Genomic DNA, 14665 nt, shown 5'->3' on the forward strand with positions numbered 1-14665 from the left:
CGGCCGCGCCATGCCGCTTGCCCGCATGCTGGGCACGTCGCGCCTCGCCATGGCCAATCCCGACAGCGTGCCCGCGGGGAAATATGGCAAGGCGGCGCTGACCGCGCTCGGCATCTGGCCCTCGGTCGCGAACCGGCTGGCGCTGGGCGACAATGTCCGTTCGGCCCTGGCGCTGGTGGAACGCGGCGAGGCGCGGCTGGGCATCGTCTATGCGACCGATGCCCGGGCGTCGAAGGATGTGGTGGTGGCGGGAAGCTTTCCACCCGGCAGCCACGAACCGATCCGCTATCCCGTCGCGCGAATCGCCAAGAGCCCGAATCCCGACGCGGAAGGCTTCCGCCGCTTCCTGCTGTCCCATGCCGGGCAGAACATTCTCGCCCGCTACGGTTTCAGCCGGCCCTGAGGCCTCCCATTACTTCTGACAGGCGATGATGGCGTCGATCACCGACAGCGTTTCCTGCGGATCGCGCACCCGCACCGTGTCCAGCCCCAGCTCCTTTGCCGGATAGTCATTGCCGCCGGGAAAGATCGCATCGCCGATGAACAGCATCGCCTCCAGCGCGATTCCACTCGCATCGCGCAGTTTTTGAGGCCATAGGCCTTGTCCACCCCTCGCGCGTGATGTCGATGGAGGTCGCCCCGCCCATGTTGATCGACAGGCCCGGCAGGCGTTGGCGTAAATCGGCCTGGATCACCCTGCGCTTGGCGAAGTCGGGGTCCCAGACCTCCTTGGCATGGATCGGCGCCTGCTGGCCAAGGGCGGAAAAGGTGATCTGGCTTCCCCGGTCCTCGATCCGCTCGCCCCACACCTCTTCGGGCACGAAGCCGGTCGCTTCCAGCGAGGCGTCGAACGCCGTGAAGATCGCCTGCTTCTGCGCATCGTCGAACAGTTCGGCATAGACCGGCGCCCATTGCCCGTCGCGATGGGTGTAAAGCTTCGTCCCCGTGGTCGGCATCAGCCACAGTCGCGAACGGTCCGCCCGTTCCGGCAGGCGGCTCGCCACCTGCTTGTCGAATTGCGGCCAGTCGCCCCCCGAAATCACCGCGACATGCGCGACATGCAACAGGCCGGCCAACGCTTGGCCCATCGCTTCGCCCAAGGGCTGCTTGCTCTCGGCCAGGGTGCCGTCGAGGTCGAAGGCGATCAATTCTTTCATGTGGAGCGGCTCACTATCGGAAGGTCGTGGCTTTGCCCTGTGCGTCGGCGCAATGCAACGCTCATCACGAAGGCTGGTCTTTTCCTTCATCCTGTCCGAAAGAAGGGCCATGATCCTGTCCTCCGAAGAATGGGGTATCGTCCTGTTGTCGCTTCGGGTCAGCCTGGTCGCGGTCGGCCTGATGCTGCCCGTCGCCTTCGCCCTCGCCTGGCTGCTGGCCCGCGCCCGCTTCCCCGGCAAGCTGCTGATCGATGCGCTGGTGCACCTACCGCTGGTGGTGCCGCCGGTCGTCACCGGTTGGCTGCTACTGCTGCTCTTCGGCGCCAACGGGCCGATTGGCGGGCTGCTCGAACGGACATTGGGGATCAGCCTCATGTTCCGCTGGACCGGCGCCGCGCTGGCCGCCGCGATCATGGCGATGCCGCTGATGGTGCGTGCCATGCGGCTGTCGATCGAGGGCATCGATCACAGGCTGGAACTCGCCGCCCGCACCCTCGGCGCCGGGCGCTGGCGCGTCTTCCTCACCATTTCCCTGCCGCTGGCGCTGCCCGGCCTATTGGCGGGCCTGGTGTTGGGCTTCGCCCGCTCGATCGGGGAATTCGGCGCGACCATCACCTTCGTTTCCGACGTACCGGGCGAAACCCGCACCCTGCCGATCGCCATCTATTCCGCGTTGCAGATGCCAGGCGCCGAAACCGCCGTGACGCGGCTTGCCATCTTGTCGGTCATCCTGTCGCTGGCCGCGCTGGTGGCATCGGAAATGCTGGCCCGCCGCGCCGCAGGGGGCCGCACCAACCATGTCCTTTGACATCGATCTGGACCATCGCATCGGCGATCGCCGGATCATGCTCCAATGCCGCAGCGACGCGGGCCTGGTCGCGCTCTACGCTCCGTCGGGCGCGGGCAAGACCAGCATCCTCAACATGGTGGCGGGCATAATCACTCCCGACCAGGGCCGGATCGCCGTCGCGGGCGAGACGCTGTTCGACAGCGAAGCGGGCATCGACCTGCCCCCGGAGCGCCGCCGCGCAGGCTATATCTTCCAGGACGGACGCCTGTTTCCACATATGCGCGTGCGCGCCAACCTGCTCTACGGCCACCATGGCGAACCGCCCATGCCGTTCGAGTCCGTGCTCGGATTCCTCGGCATCGGCCATCTGCTCGACCGCTGGCCCGCGACGCTGTCCGGTGGCGAGGCGCAGCGCGTGGCGATCGGCCGGGCGTTGCTGTCGGGCCCGAATTTCCTGCTGATGGACGAACCGCTCTCCTCGCTCGATCCGTCGCGGCGCGAGGACATCCTCTCTGTCATCGAACGGATGAAGCACGACCTTGCCATGCCGATCCTCTATGTCAGCCACGACCGCGCGGAGGTCGAGCGGCTGGCCGACCGGATCATCCCATTATGAGCGGCAGGCCCACCTTCGCCAGCGCACCATCGAGATAGGCAAGGAAGGCCTTCCGCCGCACGGGCGCCCGCGCACGCAGCCAGGCCAGCGCCACCACCGCCCGCCACTCCGCCACCTGGACGAAATGGCCGGGCATGATGCGGCGATAATGCTCCACATATTGGCGCGCCGCCCAGTCCCGCGCCCGGTTGGTCAGCCAGTCCTGCGGCCCCTCGCCAAAGCGCATCAGCATCTCGGTCCGCATGATGTCCGGCGTGGCTGGCCCCCGCGCAGCCTTCGACCAGTCGATGGCGACCGGCCCGATCCGCGCCATCAGGATGTTGCGGATATGGAAATCGCCATGCAGCAGCCGGTCACCGTCGGACAAGCCGTCCAGCAGGCCGAGCGCCGCCTGCTGGACGGCCGGATCGGCGGGACCATGGAGGATATCCGTCCGCAACACCTCCCGCAGCGATCGCAGCCCCGGCGCCGGACAGTCGTGAATCCGCCGGTGGAATGCCGCCATGTCGCGCAACAATGCGCCGCTGCGCAAGGGACGCATGCGCATCCGCCGCATCATCGTCGGCCCCTCGATCTCCGGATAGAGGATCGCCCGCCCGGCCCGCAGCCGCAGTTGCTCGACCGGCCGCGCGACCGCGAGCCCGCAATCCGCCGCCAGCGTCGCCGCGGCGAATTCGCGGTCGATCATCTCCTCCGACACGGCGGCGTGGAAGATCTTGACGACATGGCGTTCGGCCGCGCGATAGACCCGCGCGCTGGCGCCCGATGCCAGAACCGAAAGATTGTCTTCCAGAAATTCGGAAAGGATCGACCGCACCCTCAGCGCGCGGCGGTTCGCACGGAATGGAGGTCATGGACCACCGCCTCGCGCCGGAGCGGCGCCCGGGCGGGCGGTCTGCGCGTCAACCGCTCGACCGCATTTTCGACCAGCATCGCCAGCCCCTCTTCGCTGAGCAGCCCGCCCCGGATCAGGCAGCGGTCGATAAGTACCCGGCGGAAGGCCGAATAAAGCGCCATGTCCGGCGCCCCCGGCGCCGGCCAGAATTCGTCGAGCGACCTTTTGTGCACCACGCCCGGCACCTTGTAGACCGCATGGCCCAGCACGACGACGGGCTTGCCCGCATTGAGCGCCAGCGTACCCACGGTGCTGTTGACCGTCACCACCCCCAACGACTTGCCGACCAGCTCGGCAATGTCCCAATCCGCAAGGTAGAAGACCCGGTCGCCCACGCCATAATGCGCCGCCAGCCGCCGCGTCAGCCGCCCCCAGGCGACCAGCCCCGGATCGAGCGGATGCCGCTTCACCACCAGCGCGGTGTTGGCCGGGGCGTGCGAGGCAAAGCTCTTGATCACGAAACGCAGCGCCGCCCGCATCGTGCCGAACGGCGAATGGACGCGGATCTGATAATCGGAATCGAGCTGAAGCGGCAAAGTGAAATAGGGCCGGTCCGCGACCTGTTCCCATTCCGCGCGGGACTTGCGGCGCTCGGCTTGGCGCAGGTTCAGCTTCTTGAACCAGCCCACCGTCTCCCACAGGAAGCTGTTGGGCCGGTGCGTCTTGTAGAAGGGAAAGGCCGGCCGCATCAGCGCCGACGCCATGCCGTTGCGCCCGGTGTTGAAGGCGCGCCGGCGGAAGGTGGAGGGGATTTGCGGTTCCCGCCCATTCTCCTCGGGCGGCAATTCCTTCGCCTGTTCCAGATACCATTCGGGGTCCAGCGGCAGGGTGGAATTGCCGTTCACCCCGTCTTCCTGCAACGTCAGGAAATCCGGGCGGATATAGCCTTCCTCCACCACATGGACGCGCAGGCCGCGCAAGCGCGCCATCTTGTGGGCGGACGCATGATAGGGGCGGCAGTCGCCGTAGAGGATCAGGTCGGTGACGCCATGGTTGACGATATGATCGTCGAAGAAGATCGGCCAGTTGCGGAAGGTCCCGCGATAGTCGGTCGCCCCCTCGCCCGGCCAGTCGACCTTGTCGCCGCCGTTGATGTTGATGCGCAGCGCCCGGTGCCCCCGCGCCCTCAGCGCATCGGCCAGCATCGCGAAATAGGGGCCGTGCGGTCCCTGAAGGAAAAGGAAGGTCTTGGACTGCGCGTCAACCATGAAGATACTCGGCGGACAAAGTCATAAATCTCTGCAACTTCCCCTGTAAGGTCCGCAGTCGGATCAACCATGACACCGGCGACGGCGCCCCGCTTGCCAAACGCTCCACCATGATTTCAGGTCCGCAAGGCAGGCGCGTAACCGGGTCCAGATAGCGTGGATAGAGAATCAACGCCCCGGCCACAAGCTGATCCAGGCTGAGTTGACGGCCCCGCCGCTCATTGGGTTCCGCCAGATCCCTGGTCAGCCCCCATCCGGCATAGAAGGGCATGCCATGCACCGTCACCGGCCGGTCGCGCATCAGCGCCTCGAACCCGGTCAGTGACGAGAGCACATGCACCTCGTCCACCGCCTGCACCAGCGCCATGAGCGGCGATCCGGTGTCGATGCCATCAGCATGGGCCAGCACCACGGCATCGCTCAGATGCCCCTTGCGCAAACCCGCCTGCACGTCGGGATGCGGACGATAGACGATCCAGGCATCGGGTTCGGCGGCGCGCACCCGCTTCAGCAGGTCAAGATTGCCCGCCACCCCGGCACCGCCATATTCGACCGACAGATCATCCTCCACCTGGCCCACGGCCAGCACCGTCCGGCGGCCCTGGGGCAGGTCGATCATACGCCCGGCGTCCTGGCCGTATTTCGTGACGGCCGAGGCCCGGATCGCCGCGCGCAGCCGCGCAGCCCGCGCCTCCAGCTCGGGAGAAAAGACATGGGTCGCGAGCAACGTCTCCATGTCGCTGGGGGAACGCGCGTCATAATAAATGCCCGACCGGTCGACCACCACCGACCCCGGCGGATGCAGCGCAGCGCCCAGCCCCCTGGACCTCAGGAAACCATCCTCGACGCGGGCGATGATGCCGCCGCCCTGGGCCAGAATATCGGCGGGCGCGCGCGAGGGCCAGACCGCCAGCGCGCCGCCCCGCTTCCTCGCCCGCCGCAAACCCCTCTCCGGCGGCAGGAAAGGGGGCGAACTTGTCCCGTCCCAGAGGAAATGGCGGATCGCCTCGCGCTTCCAGAAGGCCATGCCGCTGGCCGCCGCCAGGCCGCGATTGCCGTCCAGATGCCGCCGCCAGTCGGCGAGCTGGGCGACAGCCTGCGCCGCGTCGGCCTCGGCCCCATGGAAACAGTCGCGATAGCGGGCGGCGCCGATCGCCGCACGGGCGGCCTCCCGCAATCGTTCCGACGCAATCCTTTGCCCGTCCGGTCCAAAGACCGGCACGCCGAGCAGCCCGGCGATGATCGCCAGTTCATCGTCCGGCGTGGCATGAACCGACCGCGCGCCCGCGATCACCGTCCACAGATCGGTGGGATCGGGCAGGACGGTTCCGGCAACGCAGCCCCGCCCGCTACCGCGCACGACGCCGATCTCCGGCGGCGACAGGCCATCCAGAACCCCCTGTGGAACCGCCATGCCTTCCCGCACGACCAATTGGATATGATCCGGACGATGCCCCCAGAAAGTACCGCCGACGCGCGCCTGCGCCACGGCTTCGAGCAGCGCGTCGGGCACGGGCACCACCGCCTCGCCCTCCGGCCGCCAGGCGCTGATCGCCGCCGCCGCGGGCGTCACCCCCGGAAAGGGTGGAGAACGCAGAAAAGGTTGCGCATTCGTCAAAGCCGTTCCTGCCCCCGTCAGGCCCGCCGCGCAGGGAGCGAAGCGTCGACCATCCAAAAAACGCAATCCATACAAACGCTTCTGCGCACCCAACGAAAAGACGTCAAGCGAATGCCGAAGCCGTCAATTCCTCCAGCATGTCGCCTATGATGTCGAAATAGGCTTCCCATGTCGGCGCCCGCCAGGCCGCGATCCGCGCCAGTTGCGCGGCCCGCTCCGGCGAATCCGGCCTGCTGTAGGCCTCGATGGCGCGCAACCAGCCGAGGCCATCCAACGGATCAAGATAGTCCGGCGCATCGCCGCCGACCTCCCGATGCGCGACGATATCGCTGCAAATCACCGGCACGCCTGCCGATAAAGTCTCGATCACCGGCATGCCATAGCCCTCCTCGAAGGATGGCATCAGCATCGCCCGCGCCCCCGCGACCAGAGCGTTCATCTGATTATCGGGCACGCTGCCCGCCTCGATCACATGGCCGCGCAGGATTTCGGCACGCTCCAGCATGTCGACGACATTCTCATTCTCCCAGCCGCGCCGCCCGATCAGCACCAGCACCGGCGTCCGGTCGCCCAGCCTTTCGACCAGCCGCCGCCAGACATTCAGCAGCAGCAGATGATTCTTCCGCGGCTCGATGGTGGAGATATAGACGAAATAGGGTCGGTCGGGCACGTCATGACCGCCCTCCACCACCATGTCCGGCGCATCGGCGCCGAAATGCGCCACCCGGATCACGCGTCCATTCAGGCCGCGCGTCAGATGTGGCGCCAGTGCGTCGACCGTCGCCTGGCTGTTGCCGATGATACCGTCGGCATAGCGGTCGATCGTCCGCACCCGCTTCAAATGCTCCTCCGCCCCCTGAGGCCGGGCGAATTCGGGGTGGGTGAGCGGGATCACATCATGCACCAGCGTGACGAAACGCGCGCCCTCGGCCCGCAGGATCGCGCTGACCTGATCGGCATCGTCCAGATGATGGGGCGACACCTGCAAATAGATGCGCGGCCCTTCCGCCACCGGCACCGGACGAGGACGCAAGGCGATCAGATGGCGGATTACCGCCGCCTTGCTCTCCTTTTCATCCACCGGCCCCGTGTTGCGCCAGCGCGCCGCCGTGAAGGCCAGGAACTGGCGCACGGCCGCATCCTTCAGCCGCCCATAATAGCCGCCCGCCGGATGCACGGCGGCGAAGGCCAGCCGATCCGGCATCCGTTCCAGCAATTCGCGGGCATAGGTGAACTCGACCCGGTCGATCCCGGTCGGCGCGGCATGGAAGCTGCGCGAGAGCAGCCGCGAAATGTCGAGGATGACCTCCGCCGGTCGTTTGCCACCGGCAAAGCGCCGGCTTTCCCGCTTCGAACGCAGCGCCAGCCGCGCACCGGGAGCCTTGAAGGGCTTGAGCGCCATGTCAGAGCGCTTTCATCGGGATTGGCCGCATCAGAACTGGGCGCGAATCTCTTCGGCCAGCGCCTGCAAGGCCGCAGGGTCAGCGAAATCGCCCTGCGCATGGGCGACGAAGCCGCGCGGCTGTCCCTCCCAGCGCGGCACGATATGGAAATGCAGGTGGAACACGGTCTGCCCGGCGGGCGCGCCGTTGAACTGCGCGACATGGATGCCGTCGGGGTCCAGCGCCTTGCGCGTGGCATTGGCGACCTTCTTCACCGTCGCCATGAGTTGCGCCAGCACCTCATCCTCGGCCTCCAGGATGTTGCGCGCCTTCGACCATTTGGAAATGACCAGGCTATGCCCCTTGGACTGCGGCTGGATGTCGAGGAAGGCATAGGTATGCTCGTCCTCATAGAGCTTGGTCGAAGGGATTTTTCCCTGAAGGATCAGGGCAAAGACATTGCCCTCGTCATAGGTGCCGTCGAGGCTCATCGCACGTCCTTAAGCCAGATAATGCGCACTGGTCTTAGCGGCGACTTCCTCCGCCGTCACGCCCGGAGCGAGTTCGATGAGCTTGAACGGGCTGTCATGGTCGGGCCGCTGGAAGACGGCAAGGTCGGTGACGATCATGTCGACCACATTCTTGCCGGTCAGCGGCAGGGTGCAGGCCGGGATGAACTTGGGGCTGCCGTCCTTGGACGTATGTTCCATGACGACGATGATCTTCTTGACGCCCGCGACCAGGTCCATCGCGCCGCCCATGCCCTTGATCATCTTGCCGGGGATCATCCAGTTGGCGATGTCGCCATTTTCCGATACTTCCATCGCGCCCAGAACGGTCAGGTCGATATGCCCGCCCCGGATCATCGCGAAGCTGTCGGCACTGGAGAAATAGACCGACTGCGGCAATTCGCTGATCGTCTGCTTGCCCGCGTTGATAAGGTCGGCATCCTCCTCCCCCTCATAGGGGAAAGGGCCGATGCCCAGCATGCCATTCTCCGACTGGAGCGTCACCTCCACACCTGCCGGAATATGATTGGCCACCAGCGTCGGTATGCCGATGCCCAGGTTCACATAGAAACCGTCCTGCAATTCCTTCGCCGCGCGCGCGGCCATCTCATCGCGTGTCCAGGGCATATCAATTCTCCCCATTGGCGGGCGCGGTCCACCTTTTGTCCGCAGGAAAAACCTCATCGAAGCCGCCCTTGAGACCGCTTCCATAAACCGGATTGGGCAGGACGAACCAGCCATTGCCCCACATTTGCGCAATCGCCGGTTGCATCGTCGCGGCACGCCGCGCCGTCACCGACTGCCCACCATTGAACAGGTCGGAAAAGTCGCCCAGCTGGTCGCCGCCCATCGCAACGACGCAATATTTCGCCGCGATCACGGCCCGGCGCCCATCCTTGCGCGAACCCGTGGCATCATCGCCGCTCAGGAACAGCGTTTCCCCATGCACCGCATCGCCCAGCCCGGCCGCCTTGATGGCGCGGATGGTCGGCCCGGCATTCGCGGCGGCGCGGTTGGTGTTGAAGACCACCGTCACGCCCATCTCCCGCAACGCCCGCACCATCCGATCCGCGCCTGGAACCGGCGCAACCGCGTCCTCGCCGGTCTTTTCCCACGCGTCCCAGGCTGCCGCGTCGAAACCCCGCCCCGTCCGCGCGGCATGATATTCATAGCCGATGTTCAGCATCACCGTCTCATCGACATCGAAGACGGCGGCGAAGGGCTTTGTCCCGCAAGGCTCGAATCGCGGATCGTCGAGACTCGTCTCCTGGGCCAGCACGACGCTGTCCACCGGACGCGCCTTCACCTTCGCTGCGACATTCGCCAGCAATGCCCGATAGGCCTGGATCGAAAGCGCCGAAGCCTCCCCCGACCCGTAAAGATACTGCATCCCGGCAGGAGGCACCTCCGGCGCGACCGGAACCGCGGCGGGCCGTTCAGCCGAACAGCCTGCCAACATCACGAAAACCGCCAAGCCGATACTTCCCCTTCCATATGCAGAAGGGGTCAGGAGAGGGCATGTCACGTCAAACCGCCTCCCTCTGGCGAACGGTGCGGAATTCGATTTTCTTGTCATAGGGTGCGCCGACGATCATGCGCTTGACGTAGATGCCGGGCAGGTGGATGGCATCGGGATCGAGGCTACCGGTCGGCACCACTTGCTCGACTTCCGCGACGCAGACCTTCGCCGCCGTCGCCATGGGCTGGTTGAAGTTGCGCGCCGTCTTGCGGAAGATCAGATTGCCGCTCTCATCGGCCTTCCAGCCCTTGATGATCGCCACATCGGCGAAAATCCCGCGCTCCAATATATAATCCTGCCCGTCGAAGCTCTTGACCTCCTTGCCCTCGGCCACGGCGGTCCCGACGCCCGTCCTGGTATAGAAGCCCGGAATCCCGGCGCCGCCCGCCCGGCACCGCTCCGCCAGCGTCCCCTGCGGACAGAATTCCACCTCCAGCTCGCCCGCCAGATATTGCCGCTCGAACTCCTTATTCTCCCCGACATAGGAGGAGATCATCTTCTTCACCTGCCGTGTGCGCAGCAGCTTGCCCAAGCCTTCGCCGTCAATCCCGGCATTGTTGGAGGCGATGGTCAGATCCCTGACCCCCGAATCCCGGATCGCGTCGATCAGCCGCTCAGGGATGCCGCACAGCCCGAAACCGCCCGCGCACAACTGCATCCCGTCGAAGAGAAGACCCTCCAACGCGCTCGCAGCATCGGGAAAGAGCTTGTTTGCCATCGCTAGTCCTCCTGTCGGGGAATCCGCCCAAGGAATAGGAGGAAGCCGTCAAGCGGTCAATTTGCTGCGACAGCGAAAGTCGCAACCCAGGCGAGCGAATGCAACATGGCTCCCGCGCAGGCAGGAGCATGTCGACTTGGAAAAATCAGATCAAACCAGCCAGCGGGCTCGACGGATCGGCATACATGCGCTTGCCCATGCGCCCGGCGCGATAGGCCATGCGTCCCGCCTCCACCCCCGCCTTCATCGCGGCGGCCATCAGCACCGGGTCCTTCGCCTCGGCAATCGCCGTGTTCATGAGCACGCCCGTGCAACCCAGCTCCATCGCCTGCGCCGCCTCCGACGCCGTCCCCACGCCCGCATCGACCAGCACGGGCAATTTCGTGCCCTCGACGATCAGGCGGATGGTCACGCGATTCTGGATGCCCAGTCCCGACCCGATCGGCGCGCCCAGCGGCATGATCGCCACCGCGCCCGCATCCTCCAACCGCTTCGCCGCGATCGGATCGTCGACGCAATAGACCATCGGCTTGAAGCCTTCCTTGGCCAGGATCTCCGTCGCCCGCAGCGTCTCCACCATGTCGGGATAGAGCGTCCGCGCCTCGCCCAGCACCTCCAGCTTGACGAGGTCCCAGCCGCCCGCCTCGCGCGCCAGGCGCAGCGTGCGGATCGCCTCCTCACCCGTATAACAGCCCGCCGTATTGGGCAGATAGGTGATCTTCTTCGGGTCGATGAAGTCGGTCAGCATCGGCGCCTTGGGGTCCGACACGTTGACGCGCCGTACCGCGACGGTGACGATCTCCGCCCCTGACGCCGCGACCGCCGCCGCATTCTGCTCGAAATCCTTGTACTTGCCGGTGCCGACGATCAGGCGCGAACGGAAGGTCTGGCCCGCGACGGTCCAGCCGTCGTCATCCGCCGTCCAGTCGCCGCCGCCCACGAAATGCACGATTTCCAGCTCATCGCCGTCCTCGACGCACACATCGGCCAGGGTCGAGCGCGGCACCACCTCCAGATTGCGCTCCACCGCGACCTTTTCCGGCACGAAGCCCAGCTCGCTCGCCAGCTCCGCCAGCGTCAGCCCGGCGCGCACGCGGCGGTGCTCGCCGTTGATATGGATGGAAACGGTTCCGTCGACGCTCAATGCTCTGTCCTGTCAAACAAGGTGTCTCGACTTGGCGCGACACGAAGGGCTAAAGATCAGCGCGCATATAGGGGCGTCCATGCTCCGCTCGCAACCATAAGGGGGACCGTCATGGCCGAAACGCGCAAAATCTATGTCCTGAACGGTCCCAACCTCAACATGCTGGGCACCCGCGAACCGGAAATCTACGGCTATGACACGCTGGACGACATTGCCGAACGCATGGAGGACGCCGCCAATCGCGCCCATGTCGAGATCGATTTCCGCCAGTCCAACCATGAAGGACATCTGGTCGACTGGATTCAGGAAGCCCATGTCGAAGGCGCCCATGCGATCCTGATCAATCCCGGCGCCCTCACCCACACCTCCGTCGCACTGCACGATGCGATCAAGGGCGTCGCCGTGCCGGTGATCGAAATCCACCTGTCCAACCCGCATACGCGCGAGCCTTTCCGCCACAAAAGCTATGTCGGCATGGCGGCGAAGGGAACCATCGCGGGCTTCGGCGCGATGTCCTACATGCTGGCGCTGGAAGCGGCGCTCGAACTGTAGCTCATCGCTCAAAAGTTGCGCTTCGCCTGAAATGCGCATAGGCGCGAGCGTCAGAAACGCAATTACCGTCCAGGGACATGACATGAACGACAAGGCTGAAAAGGGCGCAATGCAAGTGGACGTACAATTGGTGCGCGATCTCGCCGCCCTTCTCGATGACACCAACCTGACGGAAATCGAAGTCGAGGACGGCGATCGCAAGATCCGCGTCGCGCGCAAGGTCGGCGGTGCCGCCGTGGCCTATGCACCCGCGCCCGTTGCCGCAGCGCCGGTCGCTGCGCCTGCCCCGGTCGCTGCCGCTGCCCCGGCCGAAGCTGCCACGCCCGCCATTTCCGCCAACGCGATCCGCTCGCCCATCGTCGGCACCGCCTATCTGGCGGCCGAGCCGGGCGCCGCACCCTATGCCGCCGTCGGTTCGACCGTGAAGGCGGGCGACACCGTGCTGATCGTCGAGGCGATGAAGGTGATGAACGCCATAACCGCGCCCAATGCCGGCACGGTCAAGGCCATATTGGTCGATAACGGCCAGCCGGTCGAATATGACCAGCCGCTGATCGTCATCGAATAAGGCGCGCCCATGGCCATCGAAAAGCTGCTGATCGCGAACCGGGGCGAAATCGCGCTCCGCATCCACCGCGCCTGCCATGAAATGGGGATCAAGACGGTGGCGGTCCACTCGACCGCCGACGCCGACGCCATGCATGTGCGCCTTGCCGACGAAGCGATCTGCATTGGGCCGCCCGCCGCCAAGGACAGCTATCTCAACATCGCCGCGATCATCTCCGCCGCCGAAATCTCCGGCGCGGACGCGATCCATCCCGGCTATGGCTTCCTGTCGGAAAACGCCCAGTTCGCGGAAATCGTGGAGGCGCATAACCTTGCCTTCGTCGGACCGAAGCCCGAACATATCCGCATCATGGGCGACAAGGTCGAGGCGAAGCGCACCGCCGGCGCACTCGGCCTGCCGCTGGTCCCCGGCTCCGACGGCGCGCTCGGCAGCGTCGAGGAAGCCAAGGAGGTCGCTGCGAAGATCGGTTATCCCGTGCTCATCAAGGCGGCATCGGGCGGCGGCGGTCGCGGCATGAAGGTCGTGCCCTCCGAAGACCTGCTCGAAACGTCGATGAAGCAGGCCGGGTCCGAGGCGAAGGCCGCCTTCGGCGACGACACCGTCTATATGGAAAAATATCTGGGCAATCCCCGGCATATCGAATTCCAGGTGTTCGGCGACGGCAACGGCAACGCCATCCATCTGGGCGAACGCGACTGCTCGCTCCAGCGCCGCCACCAGAAGGTGCTGGAGGAAGCCCCCTCCCCCGTCCTCTCCGCCGCCGAGCGCGACCGGATGGGCGAAGTTGTGCGCAAGGCGATGGCCGACATGGGCTATCGCGGCGCGGGCACGATCGAATTCCTCTGGGAAGACGGCGAATTCTACTTCATCGAGATGAACACCCGCCTTCAGGTGGAGCATCCGGTGACGGAGATGATCACCGGCGTCGACCTGGTCCGTGAACAGATCCGCGTGGCGGAGGGCAAGCCGCTCTCGGTCGAGCAGAAGGATCTCGTCTTCACCGGCCACGCCATCGAATGCCGCATCAATGCGGAAGACCCGCGCACCTTCGCGCCGTCGCCGGGTACCGTCACCAGCTATCACGTACCGGGCGGCATGCATGTCCGGGTCGATAGCGGCCTCTACCAGGGCTATAAGGTGCCGCCTTATTATGACAGCATGATCGGCAAGCTGATCGTCTACGGCCGCACCCGCGAAGGCTGCATCATGCGCCTCAAGCGCGCGCTGGAGGAATATGTGATCGAGGGCATGAAGACCACGATCCCGCTCCACCAGAAACTGCTGACCGACCCCGACTTCCTGAACGGCGACTATACGATCAAATGGCTGGAAGAGTGGCTGGCGAAGGACGGGCAGGCGTGAAGGCGACCATCTGGCACAATCCCCGCTGCTCCAAATCGCGGGCCGCGCTTGCGATCCTCGAAGCCACGCCGGGGGTTGAGGTCGAGGTGGTCGAATATCTCAAGACCCCGCCCAGCCGCACCGAAATCGAAACGGTGCTGGCCAGGGCGGGCGTCCGCCCGTCGGAAGCCGTCCGCAAGGGCGAGGGCGTGGTCAAGGAAATCGGCCTCGACGTGGGAGACGACAAGGCCATTCTCGACGCGATGGCCGCACACCCGATCCTGATCGAACGGGCCATCGTCATCACGGAAAAAGGCGTAGTGATCGCCCGCCCCCCCGAACAGGTGAGCCAAATCCTCTAGGCCCCCTCTCCCCGCCAATCTTCGGCACCGCTTCGGCACCGATTCAAACTTTTTGCGCCGGGGCGAAGAGCAACGACGACATCACCGGCTGCATTGAGCAGGAGAAGCGCCTGAAACGCTGGCGTCGTGAGTGGCAATTCAAGATCGAGCACCAACGCCGACGGGCCCTACCCGCCGACCTGCTCACCTGAAAGGCGGCGAGACCTCTGGTCAAGTCCGGGTGAGGCCGACGATGGGAAACGGCAAGGATGGATTTCCGCCGTTCCCGCTTCGTTACCCCGGCGAA

At 65.5% G+C, this 14665-nt stretch carries 16 protein-coding genes and 1 pseudogene; 7 read left to right on the forward strand and 10 right to left on the reverse strand.

Features of this window, described 5'->3' with window-relative positions; all coding sequences use genetic code 11:
* A partial coding sequence (gene modA, locus YP76_RS00005) for a molybdate ABC transporter substrate-binding protein (protein ID WP_046761607.1) occupies window positions 1-403 on the forward strand: 403 nt, incomplete at its 5' end.
* A 9-nt stretch (window positions 404-412) separates the two neighbouring features.
* Here modA and YP76_RS00010 read toward each other — a convergent pair.
* Window positions 413-1157: pseudogene (locus YP76_RS00010) on the reverse strand (HAD-IIB family hydrolase).
* Between the two features lie 109 nt (window positions 1158-1266).
* Here YP76_RS00010 and modB point away from each other — a divergent pair.
* Window positions 1267-1965, forward strand: a complete 699-nt coding sequence (gene modB / locus YP76_RS00015) for a molybdate ABC transporter permease subunit (protein WP_046761608.1) — start codon at window positions 1267-1269, stop codon at window positions 1963-1965.
* Window positions 1955-2563 carry an ATP-binding cassette domain-containing protein gene (locus YP76_RS00020; protein WP_046761609.1) on the forward strand — a complete coding sequence of 203 codons (609 nt, stop codon included), beginning with the start codon at window positions 1955-1957 and terminating at the stop codon, window positions 2561-2563. Before modB ends, YP76_RS00020 begins: the two co-directional genes overlap by 11 nt.
* On the opposite strand, the gene YP76_RS00025 is transcribed toward YP76_RS00020, so the two are convergent.
* The 9 genes from YP76_RS00025 to thiS form a co-directional block, all read right to left on the reverse strand.
* Window positions 2550-3380, reverse strand: a complete 831-nt coding sequence (locus tag YP76_RS00025; protein WP_232307405.1) for a phosphotransferase family protein — start codon at window positions 3378-3380, stop codon at window positions 2550-2552. The two genes, YP76_RS00020 and YP76_RS00025, sit on opposite strands and share 14 nt — an antisense overlap.
* A gap of 2 nt (window positions 3381-3382) precedes the next feature.
* On the reverse strand, window positions 3383-4666 hold the full coding sequence (locus tag YP76_RS00030) for a capsule biosynthesis protein (protein ID WP_046761610.1): 1284 nt from the start codon (window positions 4664-4666) through the stop codon (window positions 3383-3385).
* On the reverse strand, window positions 4659-6284 hold the full coding sequence (locus YP76_RS00035; RefSeq protein ID WP_046761611.1) for a capsular polysaccharide export protein, LipB/KpsS family: 1626 nt from the start codon (window positions 6282-6284) through the stop codon (window positions 4659-4661). Before YP76_RS00035 ends, YP76_RS00030 begins: the two co-directional genes overlap by 8 nt.
* A 103-nt stretch (window positions 6285-6387) precedes the next feature.
* A complete protein-coding gene (locus tag YP76_RS00040) occupies window positions 6388-7686 on the reverse strand; it encodes a glycosyltransferase family 4 protein (RefSeq protein ID WP_046761612.1) in 1299 nt (432 codons plus the stop codon).
* 30 nt (window positions 7687-7716) lie between these two features.
* On the reverse strand, window positions 7717-8157 hold the full coding sequence (locus tag YP76_RS00045; RefSeq protein WP_046761613.1) for an HIT family protein: 441 nt from the start codon (window positions 8155-8157) through the stop codon (window positions 7717-7719).
* Window positions 8158-8166: 9 nt separating this feature from the next.
* The gene (locus YP76_RS00050; RefSeq protein WP_046761614.1) at window positions 8167-8802 is read right to left on the reverse strand and encodes a CoA transferase subunit B; all 636 of its coding nucleotides are present in this window, start codon (window positions 8800-8802) and stop codon (window positions 8167-8169) included.
* 1 nt (window position 8803) lies between these two features.
* Window positions 8804-9634, reverse strand: a complete 831-nt coding sequence (locus tag YP76_RS00055; protein ID WP_084733035.1) for a 5'-nucleotidase, lipoprotein e(P4) family — start codon at window positions 9632-9634, stop codon at window positions 8804-8806.
* 67 nt (window positions 9635-9701) lie between these two features.
* Window positions 9702-10412, reverse strand: a complete 711-nt coding sequence (locus tag YP76_RS00060) for a CoA transferase subunit A (protein ID WP_046761615.1) — start codon at window positions 10410-10412, stop codon at window positions 9702-9704.
* Between the two features lie 145 nt (window positions 10413-10557).
* On the reverse strand, window positions 10558-11556 hold the full coding sequence (gene thiS / locus YP76_RS00065) for a sulfur carrier protein ThiS (protein WP_084732988.1): 999 nt from the start codon (window positions 11554-11556) through the stop codon (window positions 10558-10560).
* Window positions 11557-11667: 111 nt separating this feature from the next.
* Here thiS and aroQ point away from each other — a divergent pair, with 111 nt between their 5' ends.
* The 4 genes from aroQ to arsC all read left to right on the forward strand — a co-directional run bounded on the left by aroQ (window position 11668) and on the right by arsC (window position 14379).
* Window positions 11668-12108, forward strand: coding sequence for a type II 3-dehydroquinate dehydratase (gene aroQ, locus YP76_RS00070; protein ID WP_046761616.1), 441 nt, complete (start codon window positions 11668-11670; stop codon window positions 12106-12108).
* Window positions 12109-12190: 82 nt separating this feature from the next.
* The gene (gene accB, locus YP76_RS00075) at window positions 12191-12676 is read left to right on the forward strand and encodes an acetyl-CoA carboxylase biotin carboxyl carrier protein (protein WP_046761617.1); all 486 of its coding nucleotides are present in this window, start codon (window positions 12191-12193) and stop codon (window positions 12674-12676) included.
* A gap of 9 nt (window positions 12677-12685) precedes the next feature.
* Window positions 12686-14038 carry an acetyl-CoA carboxylase biotin carboxylase subunit gene (gene accC / locus YP76_RS00080; RefSeq protein ID WP_046761618.1) on the forward strand — a complete coding sequence of 451 codons (1353 nt, stop codon included), beginning with the start codon at window positions 12686-12688 and terminating at the stop codon, window positions 14036-14038.
* Window positions 14035-14379 carry an arsenate reductase (glutaredoxin) gene (arsC, locus tag YP76_RS00085; RefSeq protein ID WP_046761619.1) on the forward strand — a complete coding sequence of 115 codons (345 nt, stop codon included), beginning with the start codon at window positions 14035-14037 and terminating at the stop codon, window positions 14377-14379. Before accC ends, arsC begins: the two co-directional genes overlap by 4 nt.
* Window positions 14380-14665: the final 286 nt, after the last annotated feature.

Source organism: Sphingobium chungbukense (genome assembly GCF_001005725.1).
Lineage (GTDB): Bacteria > Pseudomonadota > Alphaproteobacteria > Sphingomonadales > Sphingomonadaceae > Sphingobium > Sphingobium chungbukense.